19 protein-coding genes and 1 tRNA gene are annotated in these 20,819 nt (G+C 56.4%); 11 read left to right on the forward strand and 9 right to left on the reverse strand.

Annotated features, from left to right (window positions below; genetic code table 11):
• Nucleotides 1–6: 6 nt before the first annotated feature.
• Both fghA and KORM41_RS10700 read right to left on the reverse strand, forming a co-directional pair.
• Nucleotides 7–846: an S-formylglutathione hydrolase gene (gene fghA / locus KORM41_RS10695; RefSeq protein ID WP_068147415.1), complete on the reverse strand. Its 840-nt coding sequence runs from the start codon at nt 844–846 to the stop codon at nt 7–9.
• Nucleotides 846–1,949: an S-(hydroxymethyl)glutathione dehydrogenase/class III alcohol dehydrogenase gene (locus KORM41_RS10700; RefSeq protein WP_068147420.1), complete on the reverse strand. Its 1,104-nt coding sequence runs from the start codon at nt 1,947–1,949 to the stop codon at nt 846–848. The genes fghA and KORM41_RS10700 overlap by 1 nt, the downstream gene beginning before the upstream one ends.
• 103 nt (nt 1,950–2,052) lie before the next feature.
• On the opposite strand from KORM41_RS10700, the gene KORM41_RS10705 reads away from it, so the two are divergent.
• The 3 genes from KORM41_RS10705 (at nt 2,053) to KORM41_RS10715 (ending at nt 3,739) form a co-directional block, all read left to right on the forward strand.
• Nucleotides 2,053–2,814: a competence/damage-inducible protein A gene (locus KORM41_RS10705; protein ID WP_068147423.1), complete on the forward strand. Its 762-nt coding sequence runs from the start codon at nt 2,053–2,055 to the stop codon at nt 2,812–2,814.
• A 157-nt stretch (nt 2,815–2,971) separates the two neighbouring features.
• Nucleotides 2,972–3,058 (forward strand) — tRNA-Leu (locus KORM41_RS10710).
• Between the two features lie 141 nt (nt 3,059–3,199).
• On the forward strand, nt 3,200–3,739 hold the full coding sequence (locus tag KORM41_RS10715) for a class I SAM-dependent methyltransferase (RefSeq protein WP_068147427.1): 540 nt from the start codon (nt 3,200–3,202) through the stop codon (nt 3,737–3,739).
• Nucleotides 3,740–3,788: 49 nt separating this feature from the next.
• Here KORM41_RS10715 and KORM41_RS10720 read toward each other — a convergent pair whose 3' ends face one another.
• Entirely contained in the window at nt 3,789–4,355 is a 567-nt protein-coding gene (locus KORM41_RS10720; protein ID WP_082719859.1) for a S24 family peptidase, read from the reverse strand.
• A 176-nt stretch (nt 4,356–4,531) separates the two neighbouring features.
• Here KORM41_RS10720 and KORM41_RS10725 point away from each other — a divergent pair, with 176 nt between their 5' ends.
• The 6 genes from KORM41_RS10725 to KORM41_RS10750 all read left to right on the forward strand — a co-directional run bounded on the left by KORM41_RS10725 (nt 4,532) and on the right by KORM41_RS10750 (nt 13,253).
• A complete protein-coding gene (locus KORM41_RS10725; RefSeq protein ID WP_068147433.1) occupies nt 4,532–6,166 on the forward strand; it encodes a sensor domain-containing phosphodiesterase in 1,635 nt (544 codons plus the stop codon).
• Nucleotides 6,167–6,442: 276 nt separating this feature from the next.
• Nucleotides 6,443–8,551: a flagellar hook-associated protein FlgK gene (gene flgK / locus KORM41_RS10730; protein WP_068147436.1), complete on the forward strand. Its 2,109-nt coding sequence runs from the start codon at nt 6,443–6,445 to the stop codon at nt 8,549–8,551.
• A gap of 10 nt (nt 8,552–8,561) precedes the next feature.
• Nucleotides 8,562–9,485, forward strand: a complete 924-nt coding sequence (locus tag KORM41_RS10735) for a flagellin (protein WP_068147440.1) — start codon at nt 8,562–8,564, stop codon at nt 9,483–9,485.
• 73 nt (nt 9,486–9,558) lie between these two features.
• Entirely contained in the window at nt 9,559–10,059 is a 501-nt protein-coding gene (locus KORM41_RS10740; protein ID WP_068147443.1) for a flavin reductase family protein, read from the forward strand.
• Nucleotides 10,060–10,375: 316 nt separating this feature from the next.
• Nucleotides 10,376–11,494, forward strand: coding sequence for a DUF2336 domain-containing protein (locus KORM41_RS10745; protein WP_068147445.1), 1,119 nt, complete (start codon nt 10,376–10,378; stop codon nt 11,492–11,494).
• A gap of 49 nt (nt 11,495–11,543) precedes the next feature.
• A complete protein-coding gene (locus tag KORM41_RS10750; RefSeq protein WP_068147449.1) occupies nt 11,544–13,253 on the forward strand; it encodes a sensor histidine kinase in 1,710 nt (569 codons plus the stop codon).
• Between the two features lie 69 nt (nt 13,254–13,322).
• Here KORM41_RS10750 and KORM41_RS10755 read toward each other — a convergent pair whose 3' ends face one another.
• The 4 genes from KORM41_RS10755 to KORM41_RS10770 form a co-directional block, all read right to left on the reverse strand.
• Nucleotides 13,323–14,831, reverse strand: coding sequence for a S10 family peptidase (locus KORM41_RS10755; RefSeq protein ID WP_068147452.1), 1,509 nt, complete (start codon nt 14,829–14,831; stop codon nt 13,323–13,325).
• Between the two features lie 83 nt (nt 14,832–14,914).
• Entirely contained in the window at nt 14,915–15,673 is a 759-nt protein-coding gene (locus KORM41_RS10760) for an NAD kinase (RefSeq protein WP_068147456.1), read from the reverse strand.
• Between the two features lie 87 nt (nt 15,674–15,760).
• A complete protein-coding gene (moaA, locus tag KORM41_RS10765; RefSeq protein WP_156431947.1) occupies nt 15,761–16,789 on the reverse strand; it encodes a GTP 3',8-cyclase MoaA in 1,029 nt (342 codons plus the stop codon).
• A 76-nt stretch (nt 16,790–16,865) separates the two neighbouring features.
• Nucleotides 16,866–17,186: a hypothetical protein gene (locus tag KORM41_RS10770; protein ID WP_068147459.1), complete on the reverse strand. Its 321-nt coding sequence runs from the start codon at nt 17,184–17,186 to the stop codon at nt 16,866–16,868.
• 133 nt (nt 17,187–17,319) lie between these two features.
• On the opposite strand from KORM41_RS10770, the gene KORM41_RS10775 reads away from it, so the two are divergent.
• Nucleotides 17,320–17,955: a DsbA family oxidoreductase gene (locus tag KORM41_RS10775; RefSeq protein ID WP_068147462.1), complete on the forward strand. Its 636-nt coding sequence runs from the start codon at nt 17,320–17,322 to the stop codon at nt 17,953–17,955.
• 169 nt (nt 17,956–18,124) lie between these two features.
• Here the strand turns inward: KORM41_RS10775 and KORM41_RS10780 are convergent, their stop codons facing one another.
• Nucleotides 18,125–18,679: an outer membrane protein gene (locus KORM41_RS10780; RefSeq protein WP_068147465.1), complete on the reverse strand. Its 555-nt coding sequence runs from the start codon at nt 18,677–18,679 to the stop codon at nt 18,125–18,127.
• A gap of 203 nt (nt 18,680–18,882) precedes the next feature.
• The gene (gene nhaA / locus KORM41_RS10785; protein WP_068147468.1) at nt 18,883–20,034 is read right to left on the reverse strand and encodes a Na+/H+ antiporter NhaA; all 1,152 of its coding nucleotides are present in this window, start codon (nt 20,032–20,034) and stop codon (nt 18,883–18,885) included.
• A gap of 471 nt (nt 20,035–20,505) precedes the next feature.
• On the opposite strand from nhaA, the gene KORM41_RS10790 reads away from it, so the two are divergent.
• Nucleotides 20,506–20,697: a hypothetical protein gene (locus tag KORM41_RS10790; protein ID WP_068147472.1), complete on the forward strand. Its 192-nt coding sequence runs from the start codon at nt 20,506–20,508 to the stop codon at nt 20,695–20,697.
• Nucleotides 20,698–20,819: the final 122 nt, after the last annotated feature.

A 20,819-nucleotide genomic window follows, 5' to 3' on the forward strand; every position in this document is an offset into this window, starting at 1 on the left:
TGTGTCCTATTTGAGTGCGTCAGCGTGATGGCGCAGATGATCTTCAATGAAGCTTGAGATGAAGAAATAGCTATGATCATAGCCCGCGTGACGGCGGAGCGTGACCTTTTGCCCAACCTTCTCGCACGCGGCTTCAAATAGCTCAGGCTTCAACTGGCCTTCCAGGAAATTGTCCGCAAGGCCTTGATCGATAAGAATATTTACTTCTGTTGCACCGCCGCTTTCCAGAAGGGCGCAGGCGTCATAGTCTGCCCAGGCCGCGCGGTCAGCGCCGATGTATCCTGTCAGCGCCTTCTCGCCCCACGGACAGTTCATGGGCGAGACAATCGGCGCGAAGGCCGAGACAGACCGGAATGTCTCGCGGTTCTTCAAAAAGATGGTCAGAGCGCCATGCCCGCCCATCGAGTGGCCGGTGATGCCCTGGCGGTTCATGTCTGCGTTGAACTCTTCCTTGATCAGGGCAGGGAGCTCACGCGTCACATAGTCATACATATGGAAATGGGTGTTCCACGGGGCCTCTGTGGCATTCACATAAAAACCTGCGCCCTTGCCGAAGTCATAGGCTTCATCGTCCGGCACGTCGTCGCCGCGCGGACTGGTGTCCGGGCAGACGATCATCAGCCCCAGTTCCGCGGCCACGCGTTGGAAACCGGCCTTCACGGTCGCATTGTCTTCCGTGCACGTGAGGCCAGACAGGTACCACACCACCGGCACAGGCCCGTCGAGGGCCTGCGGCGGCGTGAACACGCTAAAGCGCATGTCGCACTTGGTTGTTTCGGCAGCGTGGCGGTAGTAGCCCTGCGTACCGCCGAAACATTGGGTCTCTGAGATAATCTCGAATGACATCAGAATTCCACCACGGAGCGGATGGATTTGCCTTCGTGCATCAGGTCAAACGCAGTGTTGATCTCATCCAGCGGCATCTTGTGGGTGATCAGGTCGTCGATATTGATCTTGCCGTCCATGTACCAGTCGACAATCTTTGGTACGTCCGTGCGGCCGCGTGCGCCACCGAAGGCCGACCCGCGCCAGACGCGCCCGGTTACCAGCTGGAACGGACGGGTGGAGATTTCCTGGCCCGCGCCCGCAACGCCAATGATGATGCTTTCGCCCCAGCCTTTGTGGCAGCACTCAAGCGCCTGTCGCATGGTGTTCACATTGCCGATGCACTCGAAGCTATAGTCCGCGCCTCCGTTGGTGAGGTCCATGATGGCTTCCATCACGTCACATTCCTTGGGGTTGATGAAGTCTGTCATGCCGAACTGGCGGCCCATGGCTTCGCGGGCGGGGTTGATATCCACACCAACAATCTTGTTGGCGCCAACCATGCGTGCCCCTTGGATCACGTTGAGGCCGATACCGCCAAGACCAAACACCACGACATTCGAGCCGGGCTCAACCTTCGCGTCGAACGCCACCGCGCCCACGCCGGTCGTGACACCGCAGCCGATGTAGCAGATCTTGTCGAACGGCGCGTCTTCGCGCACCTTTGCCAGCGCGATTTCTGGCAGCACCGTGTGGTTCGAGAAGGTCGAGCAGCCCATATAATGAAGGATCGGCTTGCCATCGATCGAGAACCGGCTGGTGCCGTCCGGCATCACGCCCTTGCCCTGCGTTTCGCGGATGGATTGGCACAGGTTTGTCTTGGGGTGCAGGCAATAATCACACTCGCGGCACTCTGGCGTATACAAGGGGATCACATGGTCACCCGGCTTCAGGCTTTTCACGCCTTCGCCGACCTCGAGCACCACGCCCGCGCCTTCGTGGCCCAGGATCGCAGGGAACGCGCCTTCAGGGTCGTCACCCGAAAGCGTGAAGGCATCGGTGTGGCATACGCCGGTGGCCTTGATTTCCACAAGAACCTCGCCCGCCTTCGGGCCTTCAAGGTCCACCTCTTCAACGCTGAGCGGTTTTCCTGCGCCCCAGGCGACAGCAGCACGTGTTTTCATGGTAATCCCTCTTACATTTTGAATCGTATTGTTAATCTGAGTGTACTTAAACCGATCAGGGCACTAAAGTGCAAGCCCTTGGGGGACTAACAGGAAAAAATGCATGGCTGAAACGGTGAAAGATATCAGTGCGGCACTTCTCATCATTGGCGATGAGATTTTATCCGGTCGCACGAAGGATGCGAACCTGTCGTATCTGGCGGTGTGGCTGAATGAGATCGGTATCCAGCTTGCGGAAGTGCGCGTGGTGCCCGATATCGAAAACGAGATCGCAGCAGCCGTGAACGCGCTCCGGTTAAAATTTGATTATCTGTTCACCACTGGCGGCATCGGCCCCACCCATGATGATATTACCGTCGACAGTGTCGCGGCTGCCTTTGAGGTTCCGGTGGTTGTTCACCCCGAAGCCTATCGCCGGATGCTCGAATACTATGGCGAAGAAAACTTCACCGACGCCCGCAAGCGCATGACGCGCGTGCCCAAAGGCGCGGAACTGATTGACAACCCCGTGTCCATCGCCCCCGGTATCCGGATCGATAATGTCTTCATCATGGCGGGCGTGCCCAAGATCATGCAGTCGATGCTGGAAGGTATCAGGCCGCACCTGAAGACTGGCCGCAAGGTATGGACGAGCTCGCTGACGGTCCATGCACCGGAAAGCAAGATCGCCGAGGGCCTTGGCAAAATCCAGGATGATTACCCGCAGACCAGCATTGGAAGCTATCCCTTCTATGGGCAGGGATATGGCGCCAACATCGTGATCCGCAGCGCCGACAAGGACGCGATTGACGGTGCCATGGGCGCGGTTATGAACATGTGCGACGCGATGGGCTTCGAGATGGATCACCCGACCACGCTGAGCTAGGCCTGAGTGGCGTCGGTTGCTGGAAGCAGACAGAGCGTTTCAGAGGCCCCCGCGGCGGACATATCTGCATAGCGCGGGCAAAATCTTGCCAAAGGGCATTTCGTCATTGTTATCGGCGAAAAAACTGTTCTATAACCCGCTTGTCCAACCTTCATGTGCCCGCATGGTGGAATTGGTAGACACACAAGACTTAAAATCTTGAGACCGTATGGTCGTGCCGGTTCGAGTCCGGCTGCGGGTACCACCTTCCACTTATCGTCTTCCAATATTTCGTGGTAGTTGCATTGACATGCTCGGCCATCCGGTTTGATATGCGCACCATTGAGAAAAAATGGGGGCGGGGTCCTGGATCGACCGTCAAAAATCGAACGAGCGAGAACAAGACATGAATGCACGACAGCAGGTTCTTCAGCATATGCCCAAGAATGCGGTGTGCGCCGAAGTGGGTGTCCATCTGGGTGATTATTCTGCCAAAATCATCAACAGGACCAACCCGAAAAAACTGTATCTCATCGATCCCTGGCAGGTGATCGAGGACGAGAAATACGCAAAATCATGGTTCGGCAAAAAGGTTGCCCAGCGCGAGATGGACCAGCGCTACAAAAGCGTGCAGAAGCGTTTCGCGGACAACCCGGCTGTGGAAATCCTGCGCGATTTTTCCAAGGGTGCGGTTGAGCATATCCCGGACGGCAGCCTGGATTTCGTTTATCTGGACGGCGATCACAGCTATGAGGGCGTCTGCCTGGATTTCGACCTGTTCTATGACAAGGTCAAGCCGAACGGCCTGATTTATGGCGACGATTACACAGACCAGTTCTGGTGGGGCACCGGTGTCATTGATGCCCTGCACAAGAACCTGTATGAGAAAGACCTGCGCCTTGTGTTCCTGAACGGTACCCAATTCTGCTGCCGTAAGATGGGCTGATCATCCAGGGCGACTGACCACCTGGGCGACTGACCACCTGGGCGGCTGATCAGCTATCCAGGCTGCCGATGACAAGCAAAAGGCGGCTTACCTGTTCGCGTGGAAGGCGAATCTCCCGGGCGGGATTATATTGCTTCAGCACAAGCTCCTGGCCATCCCATTTTACAAATTGCTTGATGAACCCTGTGTGGTCGGCTGTTTCCACCAGGACGAACCGGCCTTTGCGTGGCGGTTTGGTTGGGTGTACATAGGCCAGGTCCTGATTCTTGTATTTGGGTACCATCGAATCGCCTGTCACATACACGGCGAACGCGTCCTTCACGCCCTGCAGGTCAGCGGGCCGGAATGTCCAGTCGATGGCACTGTCTTCCATAATGATATTGCCGTCTTTTCCCCCTTGGGCACGTCCCAGTACGGGCAGGTCGCGTTTGGTGCCAAACGCCCTTTCTTGCAGGCTAGCAAAGGCGCGCTGCGTCCTGCGTGGCAGCCCCTGGCGGTGGGTGCGACCGTCTGCAATAGGGGGCTGAGTTTTTTCAAGTTGGGGGACTGGCCTATTGGCGGTCTCGCCGGCAAATCCGTCCGGGGCGATGCTGAATGTGTCGCGTGCGTCCATCATGTTCTCCTTTTGTTCTTATTATGCAGATTGGCCGCGTCAAATAAAGCGCAAAGTTGTAGTGACAGAATTTTAATGTTGTTGCGGACATACTGTCGGCACTGGCATGCTAGCTGTGCATTCGGAGCTGCCGGTGTGTGGGTGAGGGGCGCCCGCAAAAATCGCGTTAGGTGAGATAAATGGACGACAATCAGTCGATCGATCTCCAGAGGTTTGCGGGGCTTTACCGGTCGCTGGCAACAGCTGTGCTGGAGCTTGGGCCGGATGATACGGTGGAATATGCCACCGGCAATATGGACCGCCTTTTGGGCTGTCCTTCCGAAAGCCTCATCGGGCAGTCCTTCTCTGCCTATATTCATTCCAAGGATTTTGCTATTTGGCGCCTTGTCCGCCACAAGCTGCTGAAGTCGGCGCATGTGGGGCCGGTGCCGCTCAGGGTTTTACGCACGGACGGCATGCCGGGTGCTGTTGAACTGCATGCTGTGCGCGTCCGCGGGGCGGGGCCAGGGGCCATCCAGCTTTCGGTCAGCCCCTATTGGGGACAATTGTCGATCGGGGATACCAAACGGGTGCCAAGCAGTTCACCACGGCAATTCGAGCGGCATCATTTCGGCAAGCTTGCACAGCGGTTGACAGACTATGCCGCAGGCACCGATCACAGCGTGCCGGAAGCCCTGATGAAGCTGGCGGGGCTGGACGAGCGGGCGGACACGGGCAAAGCAGAGGCCAGCTTGTGGGCCTTGCACCGCTTGCTGGGGGATGCGGCGGCCGAAGGGGCAGCGGGCGATCTGGCTGAAAGCAAGCGCTCGGGGCATCAGCCTTTAGGTGCGCCACAAAGCCCGAAAGCGGATGAGCGGGAACAAGTTTCCAGCGCCATGCGCGGCGCCTTCAAGCAGGGACGCGACAGTGCCAACTATGTGACCGTGGCCGGCGAAGATGGCATATCCGAAGCCGATGCGGTCAAGGCGGCGGTCTATGCCATGAAGCGCGCGGCCTCAAGAGAAAATGCCAAGACAATCCAGGCCTTGACCGGTGGCTATGAACGTCGGCTGGAAAAAGTGAAAGCGCAACTGAAGGCCTTCAAGCAGATCGTTCTGCAGGAGCGTTTTGATGTGGCCCTTCAGCCGATTGTCGATATCCATGACGGCAGCTTGCATCACTTTGAGGCGCTCGCCCGCTTCGACCAGAATGTTTTCAAGGGATCACCGTTTGAATTCATGTGCTTCGCCGAAGATATCGGCGTGATCCATGAATTTGACCTCGCCATGACCATGAAGGTGGTGTCGCTGATTAAGCGGATGCGGCGTATCGGCTATAATGTGGCAGCTGCGGTGAATATCTCCGGCCATTCGATCCAGTCACAGGGGTTTCTGCGCCATTTTTTCAATATTCTTGAGGATTGCGGCGATATCCGCGAGAACCTGATGTTCGAGCTGACAGAATCCAGCCAGATTGACGACCTTGAGACGACCAACAGGATTTTGAGGCGTATCCGCGATTTCGGTCATAAGGTCAGCCTTGATGACTTCGGGGCAGGGGCTGCGGGCTTGCAGTATCTTCGCGTTTTGAAGGTGGACTGCGTGAAGATCGACGGAATTTACATCCGCAAGGGTCTTGAAGACGGCGAAAATCGCTCTTTCCTGCGTTCGATGGCAGACCTTTGCGCAGGTCTTGGAATTGAGACAGTTGGCGAATGCGTGGAAAATGAAGAGCAGCGCCGATTCCTGGCGGAAATAGGCGTCAATTACGCGCAGGGGTGGCTGTATGGCAAGCCCATGCCGCCTGATGAAGCGCTTCAGTTCATGCAGGGCTAACTGACCCTCCCTATATACAACTCCCTCTAATTGGCACACTCCTTGCTGCTTGTGTATGCGAAAGGCAATGCGCTACAAGCGCGGCGCTCTTGAGAAATGCAAAGGATTGGTGTGTTAACTATATGTTTTTACGTCGAAAATATGCCGAAGTGAGTGGTTTTAACTGTCAGCCAGGGAAGGTATGTGCGGCCAAGTTTGCCGCTGTCGGCCCGCTGTCGGTGGCATATTTTGCCCGGCGTGGCACCGGTCCTCAGCCAACGAATGAGGAGATGATCAATGTCGATTAACGGTATTATCAACACCTCGCTCAGCGGGCTGTTCACCAACCAGGCGGCAATTCAGGCAACGTCGAACAACATCGCCAATGTCAATACCGAGGGCTACTCCCGCGTACGGGTCGAGACAGAGGCCAATACGTTGCAGGGGCAATCCGCTGGTGTAATGATTTCGGACATCAAGCGTGTCGTAGACCAGTTTCTTGAAACGGCTCTCAGGACTTCCACCTCCAACCTGTCGGAAGTGACAGTGCAGCGTGAGTTTCATGACCGGCTGCAGGGTATCCTTGGTGATCCGGCGTCTGACAGTTCGCTGGCCGCTCGCATGGATCAGATCTATCAGGCTATGGCGGACCTTGCGCTCAACCCTGCGGATGTCCTGCGTCGCCAGCAAATGCTTTCCGAGATTGGTAGTTTTGCTGATCAGGTCAACCTTTATCACAACCAGATTCAATCGCTTCGCGGCGAGGCAAGTACCCAGATGGCGGAAACGGTAACCGCGATCAATACGACGCTGCAGCGTATTGACTCTTTGAACCCGCTTCTGGTGCGTGCCTATTCGCTTGGTGAAGAATCCGGTGGCCTTGAAGGTCAGTTGGCACTGGCGCTCGGTGATCTGGCAGAAATGATTGACGTTAAGATCGAGCGGACTGCAGCCGGCGGCGTCAAGATCGCGACGAGCGATGGTTATCCACTGCTTGATACGTCGCTATTCCAGCTCGAATATGATGCGCCCGGGATCGTAGAGGCCGGCACGACCTTCCCGACCATCGACGTGTACCGGGTGAACGATAATCTTGAGCAGATTTCCTCCACAGCTGATCTCACGCCGCATATCCGGTCTGGCAAATTGAAGGGCCTGATGGAAATGCGGGACAACCAGCTGGTGGACCTGAGCGTGACGCTGGGCGAATTATCTGCCCGGGTGATGGACCAGTTCAACGCAATTCAGAACAAGTTTTCTGCGGTTCCTGCGCCAAACACGCTTGAAGGCAAGCAGACCTATGTTGACGGTGCGCACCCGACCGGTTTCACCGGCCAGACTACCTTTGCGGTTGTAGATGGCAGCAACAATCAACTGGTGAATTCCGTTACCATCGATTTCAGCGCATACCCGGATTTTAATGCGGCTGTCGCAGCAGTGAACGCAGCCCTTGGCGCGGATGGGTCGCTGGCGCTTACAAACGGTGTCATGTCTTTCACGGCATCCAACGCCGCGAACGGCGTTGTGATCGCCGACGTGGAAGCGGATCCGAGCGACCGGGCCGGGCGCGGTTTTTCGCACTTCTTCGGTATGAATGATCTCTTGAGTGCGGACCGTCCCGGCATCTATGAAACCGGGCTGGACGGCACGGAAGATCACAACCTTGGCGCAGCTGAGGCGATCGAGTTTGAGGTGCAGGACGCCCTGGGGCGGCAGCTGGCTACGATTTCTGTGGGCACGACGGGCACAACATTCAATGACATGATCGCCGAACTGAACAATGTTGGCGGCCTGGGTGCATATTTTTCCTTCACGCTTCAGGGCGATGGCCAGCTGACCTATCAGGAAACAGCCTCTTATGACGGCCTCAGCCTGAAGGTTGTTAACGACACGACGGACCTTGGCAGCACGGGTGTTACCTTCACCGGGGCGTTCGGTATCGGCGACAAGCACCGTGTCGAAGCGGCGCGTGATGTTACGGTCAATGAAGATATTGTTTCGGACCCGAACCTTCTGTCGCTGGCGGTTTTTGACGCAACTGGCGCGGTTGGCGATGTGGTTCTGACAGACGGTGACCAGCGCGGCGCGCTTGCCTTCCAGTCCCTTGAGACGTCACTTGTGGCGTTTGATAGCGCGGGCGAGTTGAAGGGTAGTAATGTCACGCTCGGTCAGTATGTGGCCCGTTTCCTTGGGAACGCAGGCTTGCAGGCCCGCCGGGTGCAAGACCTTGAAGAAGACAATCTCGAGCTGAAGCAAGAGGTTGAGGCTCGGAATTCTGCCGTTTCCGGCGTCAATATGGACGAGGAGCTCGCCAATCTGGTCGTGTACCAGAATGCATATGGCGCAGCGGCCCGTGTTCTATCCAGTGTGCAGGGGTTGTATGACGACCTCCTGTCGATAGTGTAAGGAGCATCAAATGGTTCGGGTATCATCATTCGGTCAGCAAGCGCTGCTTATCCGTTCTATTATGGAAAACCAGCAAAAGGTATTCGAAGGTCAGCGCCAGATTTCCAGCGGCAAGAAGACTGACGAATTCCGAGGGCTGGCAGGTGAGACCAGCACGATCCTGGGGTCACGCTCCTTCAAGGCACGGATTGAGACCTACCAGCAAACCATCGATACTATTCGAGGGAAGTTGGATGCCAACGACGTGCAGATCGAAGGCATGCTGGGCGCCATGGAAAAGCTGAAGGAAACCATTCAGACCACGCTGGCGAACGGCCAGGCTGAAGGATTTTCCGAGATGCTGGACCAGACCTTCAAGTTCGTGACCAATGCCCTGAATACGAACTTCGATGGCACGTACCTGTTTTCTGGCGCCAAAACCGGGTCAGAGCCTGTGAACGTAGGCACACTCGCGGAGCTTGACGCCCTTGGCGCAGTAAGTGATGCATTCGATAACGGCAGTGTGTCTTTTGAGGCCCGCATTGCAGATGGCGTGGATATCGAGTTCGGCATTCTGGCGAATGACATGGGTGAGGGTATTTTTCAGGAAATGCTGGATCTTTATCAGTTCGACCAGGGCGGTAGCGGCCCGCTACAGGGCGAGCTGACAGCAACTCAATTCAGCTTCCTGCAGGGCCAGTTGCAGTCTCTTGATACGGCGATTGATGATTTGCGTCAGATTCATGTGACCAACGGTCTGTCGTTTGAACGCCTGGAAGTTGTTGATGAGCAGCATACAGATACGGCTATCTTCCTTGAAAAATTCATTGCCGACATGGAAGACGTGGATATTGCAGAAGCCGTGACCAAGCTGAACAATGATCAGATAGCGCTTGAGGCGTCTTATCAGTCTATCAGTTCCTTGTCGCAACTGACGCTGCTGCGTTTCCTGTAAACTCTTTGGCCGATTGTCATTGCATTTGAACCGTTGCTGGCTAGATTGAGCGACGGAACAAGTGAGGACGAAGATGGCAATCTCAAAAGACCAGTTTAAGCAGGGTATGCGTCGCCTTGGCGGTGCGGTGAATATCGTGACAGCCGCTGATGGCGGTGTTTGGGCTGGCCTGACGGCAACTGCCGTCACGTCCCTCTCAGCAGAGCCGCCGCGTCTTCTGGTGTGTATTAACCGGCAGGGCGTCACTTATGACATTGTCTCAAAGGGTCGGACACTTGGTGTCAACGTCCTGGGAACAGCGCACAAAGGCTTGGCCATGCGTTTCGCTGGAATGGACGGTGAGGAAGAGACCGAGCGCTTCAGTGGTGGCGACTGGTTCACGGCCAAATCTGGCGCACCTCTGCTCAATGGCGCCCTGGTTTCTTTTGATTGTACGGTGGAAAGCATCCTTGATGCCGGCAGCCATGCTATTGTCATCGGCAATATCGAGGCTGTGGAAATAGGGGCGAGCGATGTCCTTGACCCTCTCTGCTATCTGGACGGCAAGTGGGGCACCTTCCAGAACCTTGGCTGATCAGCCTTCCTTTAAGTGATTTGCAAATTTTTTCGAATATCTTGTGCCTGGTCCGGGTATTTGCAGGATATTTTCGCAACATGTGCGAAAAAAAATCACCTATGCGAATCGCAATATCTTGACTCTGCGAATCAATATGATTCGATATATGGTGTCTGGGGCGCGATTTGAGCGGCCGCAGGGAAGAGGTCTTTTTCTAAGGTATTGATTCTTCTCTCTGAATCTATATCCTTAACCCGTTAGGGGTGTGTTGCACCTTGAAATCATGGGAAGTGCCCGCGTCGTTTTGAGCATTTTGTGGGGGCGGAGGTGCCTGGTGGTAAGTAAAGAGCTGCAAGATTTGTTGTTGCTGGCGAAGACCAAGTCTTCAGATGCTCGCTCGCGTCTTGTGGAAAACATCACAGACCTGTTTTTGTCCGACGATGGCCGGCTCAGCGAGCATGAACGTGCCCTGATGTCGGATATTCTTGGCAAACTCGTGAGCCAGGTTGAAACGGATATCAGGAAAGAGCTGTCACAGGCATTGGCAGCATCGGGGGTTGATTTGCCGGATATCGTCAAAATGCTTGCAAACGACGAAATAGAGATCGCGCGCCCGCTTCTGGAAAAGAGCGCGCTTCTTAAAGATCCAGATCTTATTGAAATTATACGGATGCGGACAGACGAACATCGTATCGCCATTGCGATGCGCGAAGACGTGTCTGAAAGCGTCAGCAATGCGCTGGTGGAATATGGCAGCGAAGACGTGGTTGAGACGCTTCTCAATAACCACGACACGCAGCTTTCGTCCCGCGCGATGGAATATCTTGTGGCTGAGTCCCGTCGGGTAGACCGGTTTCAGGAGCCGCTTTTGCAGCGGTCCGATCTACCTGGCGACTTGGCCTACCGCATGTATTGGTGGGTTTCGGCCGCACTCAGGAAACGCATTCTGGAAGATCACCAGGTTGACCCTGTGGTGTTTGAACAGGCCGTTCGCCGCGCAGCCAATACCGTGATGGTGGATAAGGACGGCGAGCAGAGTGCCTATGTGCGCGCGCAGCGTCTTGTCCGCCGTATGTCAGAGAATGGCGAATTGACGATCCAGTTCCTGCAAAATGCCCTCAGGCAACAGCGCGTGGCTGTGTTTGTGGCCGGGTTGGCGGAACTCGCGGGCATCAATTTCCGTACCGCCTGGCGCATTTTCTCGGACAAGGGCGGCGAAAGCTTTGCCATTCTCGCCAAGGCGGTGGGCGTGGACCGTAACCAGTTTACCAGTATCTACCTTTTGGTGGTGCAGGCCCGTGAGGGCGGTGGTGTAAAGTCACCAGGAGTATTGAAGGATATTTTGGCGTTGTTCGACGCGACGAGCGAAGAGAATGCCCGTGGGGCGTTGCAGGTATGGCAGCGCGATAGTGCGTACCAGGAAGCAATAGAAGAATTGGAAAAGGTTGGGTAGTGCCAGCTGATCGGGAGCTCAGCAGGGCATATGCTCGGGGAGGACCTCAATGACTTTGGAAAAGCCGATTGACAACAATGTTGTCGACCTTGCGGGGCGTCGTGGGGACGGCGCGGACGCAGCAGAGCCGGCCTTTGGGGCAAGTGTAAGCCGACAGGCCAGCACGGCGATGCCCGCGAATGAACAGGTTCTGGGGCTTGTGTCGCGCATCCTGGTGGATGAAAGCCTGCCGTTTTATGTCTGTGCACTTGATGGCACAGTCATTCACTTCAATGATCATTATCAAAACCTTGACCGCGCGCTGGGCGATGTGACGCTGGCACCGGGTGAGGGCAAATATGCCGGCCGCTATCAGGTGCCCACGCTTAAGCCCGTGATTGAGGATGTTCTGGCAAGCGAAACCACTGTGCGAGCCGAAGAAATTGTTGCCATCAGCGGGCGGGACCGCGTGTTCCTGGGGCGCCATACGCCTGTCAGGAATGAAAAGGGCGATATCGTTGCTGTCGCGGGAACGTACGAAGATGTAACCGTGCAGGTCCGCGGGATCGAGGAAGCCAACAAGACGCAGGCCCGTTTCCAGGATTTTGCACGCGCGAGCTCTGACTGGTTTTTTGAATGTGACGCTGACATGCGTATCCGCTCACTGTCTGAACGCTTCACTGCGATCGTGGGCCAGCCAGCATCGCTGTTTATCGGGTCCAAGTTCGAGCAGTTCGGCCGTCTTGAGGAAAATCTTGAGAAGCGCATGGACGGCCCGCAGGCTATCCGCATGCGCAAGCCGTTCCGCGAACAGCTTTTTGTCATTACTGAACCTTCGGGTGCTGAGCTGAAGTTCCACCTGTCAGCGGTGCCGGTGTTCGAGCGCCAGAGTGGTGATTTCCGCGGCTATCGCGGTGTGGGCATGGACGTGACGGCGCGCTACAAGCAGGCAGCTGAAGCCGAGGGCATTCGCCGCAATCTGGAAAGCCTGCTGCAGGAGCTGACGCGCAAGAATATGGCGCTTGATGAAGCGACAGAACAGGCGACCAGCGCCCTGAGGGCCAAGAACGAATTCCTGGCAGCCATGAGCCACGAGCTGAGGACGCCCTTGAATGCCATTATCGGTTTCGCTGAGGCATTCGAAAGTGAGACTTTCGGCAGCCTTGAGCGCGCCTATGTGGATTACGCATCCGATATTCGTAAGTCGGGCCAACACCTGCTGGGGCTGATCAACGATATTCTGGATGTTGCCGTGATCGAAAGCGGTGGGCTGTCGCTGAATATTGATGAACAGGAGTTGAGCCAGCTGCTGACCAAGGCTGTGCACATGAATATCGATGCGGCCCGCAACAAGGGCCTGGATGTGGAAGCCCTTACCGTGTCTTCGGGCCTGTGTGTGAAGGTGGATGACCGCCGCACGACGCAAATTCTGGTCAACCTGCTCTCTAACGCCATCAAGTTCACCCCGGAGGGTGGGTCGATCGGGATCGACGTAGTGCCGAATGAGGCAGCGCAGCAAGTTGCTATCACTGTTTGGGATACTGGGATTGGCATTTCCGAAGAGCATGCCGAGCATGTGTTCGAAAAATTCCATCAGGTAACAGAGCATATTTACAGCCGCACCCAGGAGGGTACAGGCCTTGGGCTGCATATCAGCCGGGAGCTGGCCCGCAAGATGGATGGCGATATCACGCTCGAAAGCAAGGTGGGTGAAGGCAGCCGCTTTACGGTGACCTTGCCGCTGTCTGACGGGAATGCGGCAGATACTGGTTATATCTAAGAGATAAAAACCCTGATAAGGGACGGGAGATGGGGCGCAGGCGGATAACCGTCGCGCCCCATTTTTATTCTACTCGCCGCGGATAAAGGTGCGGATGTCCTTCACCAGCGCTTCGATTGATGGTTGGTGCACATACATCATGTGGCCAGCCTCATAATAGGTGAACCAGACGCGGTCTGTATCTATGCCGTTGGCGTTGAACGTGTTTTCTGACGCGAAGAAAGGCGTTGCCAGGTCATAATAGCCGTTCGCCACCATGGTGCGCAGGTCCTTGTTTTCACGCATGGCTGTACCAACGTACGGCGCCACATTTGGATAGCCTTCGCTGTAGCCGCGCTTGCGGGGCTCGGCCCAGTGGCGTCCCGGTGTGCGGGAAAGCACTTCATAGCGGCGCTCGATATCCACGCCCAGGTCGTTTTGCAGATACTGGTAGATGCCAGCCGTATAGGCCGCGTCGATGCCGTATCCTGATGGGTCATTATCGAACGTATCGCCTGTGCCTTCATAGTCTTCGCCAACAAAACGGCTGTCCAGGCGGCCAACGGTTTTACCTTCATTGCGCAGCAGCTCCTTCATGAAGCGCATGTTGTTGACGCGCAGGTTGGCGTTCTTCACATACTGTTCACTGAGGCCCGTGTAAGCCGCGACTTTGGCTGCAATAGCACCAAACTCTTCATCGCTCAGGCGGTTGCCTTGCAGAAGCGCACTGGCATAGTCGCCCAGCGTGAAGGCGCGCACTTCATCAATGAAGCCCTCAAGTGTGCGACCCGCTTTGTCCACCTTGCCGTGGTACCAGGCAGTGGCCGCCATCGTAGGCAGGTAGGAAATATACGGCGTGTCGTTGCCTGGCTGGTAGCGCGCGGTCTGGAAATCCAGGATAGAGGAGATAAACACCACGCCGTTGATGGCAATATCCGACCAGCCGCCCTGAAGCTCGTTCAGGAGCGCGGCTGCGCGGGTGGTGCCATAGCTTTCGCCCGATAGGTATTTCGGCGAATTCCAGCGCTTGTGTTTCACAAGCCAAAGGCGGATGAATTCAGCGATCGACTGTGCGTCGTTATCGATGCCCCAGAAATCTTTGCCGTCCCCCTTGCCAATCGCGCGGCTATAGCCAGTGCCAACCGGGTCGATGAACACCATGTCAGCCATGTCGAGGATCGACAGCGGGTTGTCTTCAAGCCTGTATGGGGCGGCGCCATCGTCCTCTGCGTCAGACGGCAGAACCACACGTTTCGGGCCATAGACCCCTAGGTGCAGCCACAGGCTGGCAGAGCCAGGACCACCATTAAAAATGAAGAAAACCGGGCGCTCCGCATTGTTTTTCACATCGGTGCGCAGGTAAGACACGGAAAAGATCGACGCGGTGGCCTCGCCCTTGTCGTTCTTCAGGTGGGTTTCGCCGGCGATGGCCTTGTATTTGACCCTTTCACCGCCGAAAGTGCCCGACTTTTCAACTTCATAGACCTTCGGCGCCTCGACCGGCGTGCTGGTTTCTTCTTTCTTGTCGGCGGCAAGTGCAGACAGCGTCATGGACGCGGCGAGCAGCAGTCCGACGCAGGATTTGGCGAGCTTAAGCATGGTATACCCCTGATGGTTGACGTTTAAGGCTTGCTAGCCCTTTCGTTTAGTCGTGTCGCCCAGTTCGCGATGAGGCGTGCGCCTTAGTAGGCGAACTGTTCGGTAAAGATCCGTTCCGCCAGCGTATGTTCGCTGTCGAACAGAAGCGTTAGCGATACGTCGCGCGCCTCTTCAATCAATACGTGGCGCACATCCCGCACTTCGTGCATGTCTGCCACAGCCGACACGGGCCGTTTTTGCGGCTGGTTGATCGTCAGCGCCACTGTCACATGGTGCGGCAGCAGGGCACCGCCCCAGCGGCGTGGCCGGAAGGCGCTAAGTGGCGTCAGGGCCAGAAGGTCTGCGCCCAGTGGGATGATCGGGCCATGGGCAGACAGGTTATAGGCCGTACTGCCCGCCGGAGTTGCAACAAGCACGCCGTCGCCAACCAGTTCCGGCAGGCGGACCTTGCCGTCGATTGCCACGCGGATATTCGCGGCCTGCCGGGTTTCCCGCAGGAGCGACACTTCATTGATGGCCAGATGCTCGACCACTTCGCCGTCGCAGCGCGTGGCGCGCATGCGCAAGGGGTGCAGGGTGAAACTGTCTGCCTTGGTAATACGTTCCAGAAGGTCGTCATCATTGAATTCATTCATCAAGAACCCGACAGTGCCCTTGTTCATGCCGAAAATCGGGATGTTTTTCCCCATATAGGCATGCAAGGTCTGCAGCATGAAGCCGTCGCCGCCAAGCGCGACGATAACGTCTGCGTCGCTTGTGCTGACTGCTTTATAACGGTTCCGTAATATTTGCGCAGCTTTGCTTGCTTCACCAAACTCGCTGGCAATGATGGCAATCTTCATATGCTTGTTCCCTCTTGGGCGTGAGTATAGGCAAAAATCCGCAGAGGGCGAGGGGGAATTTTTACGCAGAGATTTTAGGTGCTGGGATCAGCCGCCTGTCTGGCTCATATGGCGGCCGACAGTGCCTGTCATGCGGTCGCCCTCCATGGCAAAATCATGGCCTTTGGGCTTTTCCAGCATGGCTTTGCCGAGCGCGAGATCAAGCGCAGCGTGTGGCTTGTCCGACCGGAGCGCTGCGCGCAGGTCCACATGGTCATCCTGGCCCAGGCACATATAGATGCGCCCGGTGCAGGTAACCCGCACGCGGTTGCAGCCGTCGCAGAAATTGCCGGTGAGCGGCGTGATCAGGCCCAAGCGGCTCTGGTGGCCTGCAACCTCAAAATAGCGGGCAGGGCCACCGGTCCGGTGCAGGCTGGGCGTCAACTTCCAGCGATTTTCGAGGGCCGGCAACAGCGATGTCAGCGGCAGGTAGCGGTCTTCCCGTGCGTCGTCAATGTCGCCCAAAGGCATGGTCTCAATAAGCGTCAGGTCGAGGCCTTCTTCAAGGCACCATGCCATTAGGTCCGGGATTTCAGTGTCATTCAGGCCTTTGAGTGCCACGGTGTTGATCTTGACCTCAAGACCGGCAGCCTTGGCCGCCCGAATGCCCTCCAGCACCTGCGCAAGCCGGTTGCGGCGGGAGATTTCCTCGAACAGGTCCGGCTTGAGGGTGTCCAGCGATACATTGATGCGCCGGATGCCAGCCTTGTAAAGATCAGCCGCCATATGCGGCAGTTGCGTGCCATTGGTGGTCAGCGTGACCTCATCCAGCGTGCCGCGCGCCACGTCCTCCCCCAATCGTCCGATAAGCGTCAGGATGCCTTTCCTTACCAGCGGTTCGCCACCCGTCAGGCGAATGCGGCGGACGCCCCGATCCATAAAGGCTTTGGAGAGGTCGTAAAGTTCCTCAAGTGTCAGAACATCGGCTTTGGGCAGGAACACCATGTCTTCGGCCATGCAGTAACGGCAGCGCAGGTCGCAGCGGTCAGTCACCGACAAGCGCAGATAGCTGATCTGCCGCCCGAATGTGTCGGTCAGTGTTTTTGTGCGCGGCATATGGTCATGGCTATCGGGCATAGCTGCAATGTCGTGCGCAAGGGGCCTGTCGTCAAGTCATTAGGATGTGATAAGGGCGTTAGAAGGTGGGAGCGGCTTAGCTGTCTTCGTCGAAGAAGGAGCCAAGCGCTTCGTCATAGGCTTCATCAAGACGCTTGAACACGGTGGCATTGGCCCTGAAGGCATGCTCTTCCGCCTTAAGGTCCACCATATTCTGCAGCACATCTGAGTAGCCGGCGCCGGAAGGGCTGGTTTTTGGCGACGAAAGCGCGGCTGTGTTCTGACTTTGTGCAGCGCCATCGTCGAGGCTGAAGGAGGAGGCTTCGCTGGTCTTCTTCAGGATTTCCGAAGCCAGGTCGGTCGCCCGGCTTTCAGACTTCATCAGTCCCTGTGCCGCGATGTTCAGCGCTTTGATCATGAAATCGTGATACCTCGTTCAAACCTGCTGTCACTATACACTTACGGCTATGAATTGGCAGTAAACAATTAGATACAATTGTAGTCACCGCTGACCGCGCTATGTTGTTGGTTGAAAAAGAGTGGAGGCTATTGTGGAACTTGATCTTGTCATCGATGTGGTGTGCCCTTGGTGCTTTGTTGGCAAACGCCAGTTGGACAAGGCGCTGGAGATGCGCCCCGGCAGCATTTCGGGTGTGCGCTACCGGCCATACCAGCTTGCGCCCGACACGCCAGCTGAAGGCGTGGACCGCAAAAGCTATTACCGGAAAAAGTTCGGCGACGGGCCTGAGCTCAGTGCCATGCGCGAGCACCTGAGGGCGCAGGGTGAGAGCCTGGGCATCAGTTTCGATTTCGATAGCGACTGCACCATTGCCAACAGCCTCGATGCCCACCGGCTGATCCGCTGGGCCATGAGCTCTGGAAAGCAGGCCGAAGTGGCAGATGCCGTGATGAAGGCTTATTTCGAGGACTGCGCCTTCATTGGCGATCATGCGCTGCTAGCTGATATCGCGGCACAGGCGGGGATGGACCGTGACCTGGTGGCGGAGCTGCTGGCATCTGATCAGGACAAGGACTTGATAAGGGCGGAGGTCGCCCACGCCCAGCAGGCGGGCATCCGCGGTGTGCCCATGTATATCTTTGACAGCAAATATGCCGTCTCCGGCGCGCAGGGGCCGGAGGCTCTTGTACAGGTGATTGACAAGTTGGCTGAGCAACAATCTGCCTGAATGAAAACAGGCAGCCTTTCTGGAAAAGACTGCCTGCTACTCAGGACACTGGTACTCGGAACAAAGGCCAGGGAAAGCCGTTTAGTCAGGCCCTGGGAATTTCAGGTTCCCAGGGGAGCGGGCCCCGCTGATTGGAGAGGAGAGACAGTAGGGCCCACGAGGGAGCTCGTTAGAAGCGGGCGATCAGGCCAGCTTTTGTGGTCCAGGCGCTTTTGTCGTTGCCGTAGGTAGTGTAGTCGGCACCCACGCGGAAGCTCAGGCTTTCGCTCAGGGCGCGCTCATATCCGCCGCCAAAACGCCAACCGTCGTCATTGAAGGCGTCGCCTTCTGCTGTGGTTGGGTCGAAGCGAGTGCGAACAAAGCCGGCTTTACCATAGATCAGGTTCGCGCCGTCAGAGCCGAAAGCCTGACCGAGGGTGAGGGATGCACCCCATTCATATTCGCTTTTCAGGCCTGTGGCGTGGTTATTGTAGCCCGTGTCGCCAAACGTGCCTTCAAGGCCGACAACAAAATTGTTGTCCATCTGGTTGCGGAAGCCGATCACGCCGCCATAATAGAGGCTACGATCACGTTTTGCGTCGCCTGCCAGTTTGGTCCAGTCCACACCGGCCTCAATACCGGCATAGGCACCGTCGAATTTCTTCTCGCCGTCTGCAGCACTTGCTGCCGCTGTCATCAGCGTTGACGCCGCTACCACACCCAAAATCGTTTTCGAGAATTTCATGACTGTCCTCCGTGTCGTTTCTCAAAGCGCCGAGGCATTCTTTCGTGCTCGGCTTCGATGAGTTGAATTTGGAGGGGATTTGGGGCGCGTCTATGGGCGATCAGTGGCAGATTTAAGAAACATTATGGCGCATTGCGGCGCTCAGCTTAACATCTGTTCAGAAAAGGGAGTGAAAGCGGGTTTCACCCCCTGTTTTTCTTATTTTACTCGGCTGACGGCTTTGCCCGCGACAACACGGCCCAGCCCGCCAGCACGGACAGCAGACTCGCAGCCAAAACACCAAGCCGGACATCCGCCTGCAGCTCCACTGATCGGTAGGCCAGGCTGCCGATAAAGAGACTCATGGTAAAACCGATCCCTGCAAGGTGACCGGCGCCCCAAACATGCGCCATGGTGAGCTTGCCTGGCAGCTTGGCGCGGAACAGCCATACAGCGGCCATGGCGCCAGCCATGACGCCCAAAGGTTTGCCGATTGCGAGGCCCGCGAGAATACCTGAGCTCACCGGTGCCAGCAGCTTCTCAACGGAGAGGCCAGCCAGTGATACGCCAGCGTTGGCAAAAGCGAACAGCGGCAGCACCATCAATGCCACGGGCGTGTGAAGGTTATGCTCGAGATCCTCAAGCGGGGAATGGCCTTCCTCGTCCTTGGTTGCCGGGATAGCAAGGCCCACAGCAACGCCTGCGAGCGTTGCGTGCACGCCCGACTTGAGAACAGCCAGCCACACCAGAGCGCCAATGAACAAGTAGGCGGACGTATTTCGGATGCCAGCGCGGTTGAGAGCAAACAGCGCCACACAGCCCAGCGCAGCAAGCGTCAGGGAGGTCACTGAAAGATCGGCAGTATAGAAGGCTGCGATGATGATCACGGCGCCCAAGTCATCAAGGATCGCAAGCGTCAGCAGAAAGAGCTTCAGTTCAGGTGGCACCCGGCTGCCCATCATGGCCAGGATGCCGATGGCAAAAGCGATGTCTGTTGCTGTTGGGATGGCCCAACCGCTCATGGCTTGTGCGTCGCCGCCTGTCGCGAGCCAGAAAAGAAGGGCCGGGACAGCCATGCCACCCACAGCGGCCAGGCCGGGCAGTGCCAGGCTCTTGAGGCTCGATAGCTCGCCTGTGACCACTTCGCGTTTGATCTCAAGGCCAACCAGCAGGAAGAATATGGCCATCAGGCCTTCGTTGATCCACAGCAGGATTGGTTTCGACAGGCCATATTCACCAATGGCGATAGTGCCTTTGGTGTTAAGAAGCGCGTCATAGAGCGGTGCGAAGCCTGAGTTGTCCAGAATAATGGCGAACGCGGCTGCGGCGATTAGCAAAAGACCCCCGATAGCATCGGGCGACAAAGACAGTTTCATTGTGATCTCCAAGACATTCCACCCCCATATTGGAGCAGAAAGCAGAAGATACAATGTTAAATCGACCGAACTGGTCCGATTTCTATGGGGGCGAAATTCGGCGTACTAGATCATGAAAAGGTAAGCAACGAAGCCGCTTACGGCGATCAGGTTAAGGGCAGTGCCCCAACCGGCAGAAACTGTATTTTGGCTGTGTTTCATTATTCTATCCTCAGGCTATCCTCTGTTCGCTGGCTGCAGGTTTTCCTGTCTGTCCAACGTATGGCTGTCGTGTTTCGGGCGCTAGAGCGGTCATTGCCAACCCCGTGTCGCCCGATCTGCAACGTCACCCTTTTTGACTTATCAGCTGCCGGATGATCTTTCTGTGCTGCAGATCACTGCGACATATAGGGAGCCTGGCGCCGATAACAATCTATAAAAAAGTTAGGGCAGCTATGCGTTTTTGGACAAGCTATTGGAATTTCAGAGTAAATGAGCAAGCAGAAAAGCGGCTTGCTGCCCACACAGACAGGTGCTGATGAATTCCTGATCGTCATCCGGTCAAATCAGGAAGAGGTAGGTGACAAAGGCGCTGACACCCAGAAGGTTGAGCCCGGCAACCAGACTGGAAAGGGCAGGGGTGGGCTTCATGACACGTCCCCGGTAACTGTCCTGTTGGCCTGAACAACGGGAGGCGGTGTAGGTCTAGCGGCTGCCTTTTGCCGCCGGTGAAGTAAAGTTACTCCCAAAGGGTACCACCCGGGGCTTAACACTTTCTGATCAAAGAGGGTTAACAAAAGGTAGGA

This window comes from Kordiimonas lipolytica (genome assembly GCF_001550065.1).

Coding starts and splice junctions, on each gene's coding strand:
- fghA (WP_068147415.1), bottom strand. CDS start 846: ATGTCATTCGAGATTATCTCAGAGACCCAATGTTTCGGCGGTACGCAG.
- KORM41_RS10700 (WP_068147420.1), bottom strand. CDS start 1,949: ATGAAAACACGTGCTGCTGTCGCCTGGGGCGCAGGAAAACCGCTCAGC.
- KORM41_RS10705 (WP_068147423.1), top strand. CDS start 2,053: ATGGCTGAAACGGTGAAAGATATCAGTGCGGCACTTCTCATCATTGGC.
- KORM41_RS10715 (WP_068147427.1), top strand. CDS start 3,200: ATGAATGCACGACAGCAGGTTCTTCAGCATATGCCCAAGAATGCGGTG.
- KORM41_RS10720 (WP_082719859.1), bottom strand. CDS start 4,355: ATGATGGACGCACGCGACACATTCAGCATCGCCCCGGACGGATTTGCC.
- KORM41_RS10725 (WP_068147433.1), top strand. CDS start 4,532: ATGGACGACAATCAGTCGATCGATCTCCAGAGGTTTGCGGGGCTTTAC.
- flgK (WP_068147436.1), top strand. CDS start 6,443: ATGTCGATTAACGGTATTATCAACACCTCGCTCAGCGGGCTGTTCACC.
- KORM41_RS10735 (WP_068147440.1), top strand. CDS start 8,562: ATGGTTCGGGTATCATCATTCGGTCAGCAAGCGCTGCTTATCCGTTCT.
- KORM41_RS10740 (WP_068147443.1), top strand. CDS start 9,559: ATGGCAATCTCAAAAGACCAGTTTAAGCAGGGTATGCGTCGCCTTGGC.
- KORM41_RS10750 (WP_068147449.1), top strand. CDS start 11,544: ATGACTTTGGAAAAGCCGATTGACAACAATGTTGTCGACCTTGCGGGG.
- KORM41_RS10755 (WP_068147452.1), bottom strand. CDS start 14,831: ATGCTTAAGCTCGCCAAATCCTGCGTCGGACTGCTGCTCGCCGCGTCC.
- KORM41_RS10760 (WP_068147456.1), bottom strand. CDS start 15,673: ATGAAGATTGCCATCATTGCCAGCGAGTTTGGTGAAGCAAGCAAAGCT.
- moaA (WP_156431947.1), bottom strand. CDS start 16,789: ATGCCCGATAGCCATGACCATATGCCGCGCACAAAAACACTGACCGAC.
- KORM41_RS10770 (WP_068147459.1), bottom strand. CDS start 17,186: ATGATCAAAGCGCTGAACATCGCGGCACAGGGACTGATGAAGTCTGAA.
- KORM41_RS10780 (WP_068147465.1), bottom strand. CDS start 18,679: ATGAAATTCTCGAAAACGATTTTGGGTGTGGTAGCGGCGTCAACGCTG.
- nhaA (WP_068147468.1), bottom strand. CDS start 20,034: ATGAAACTGTCTTTGTCGCCCGATGCTATCGGGGGTCTTTTGCTAATC.
- KORM41_RS10790 (WP_068147472.1), top strand. CDS start 20,506: ATGAGCAAGCAGAAAAGCGGCTTGCTGCCCACACAGACAGGTGCTGAT.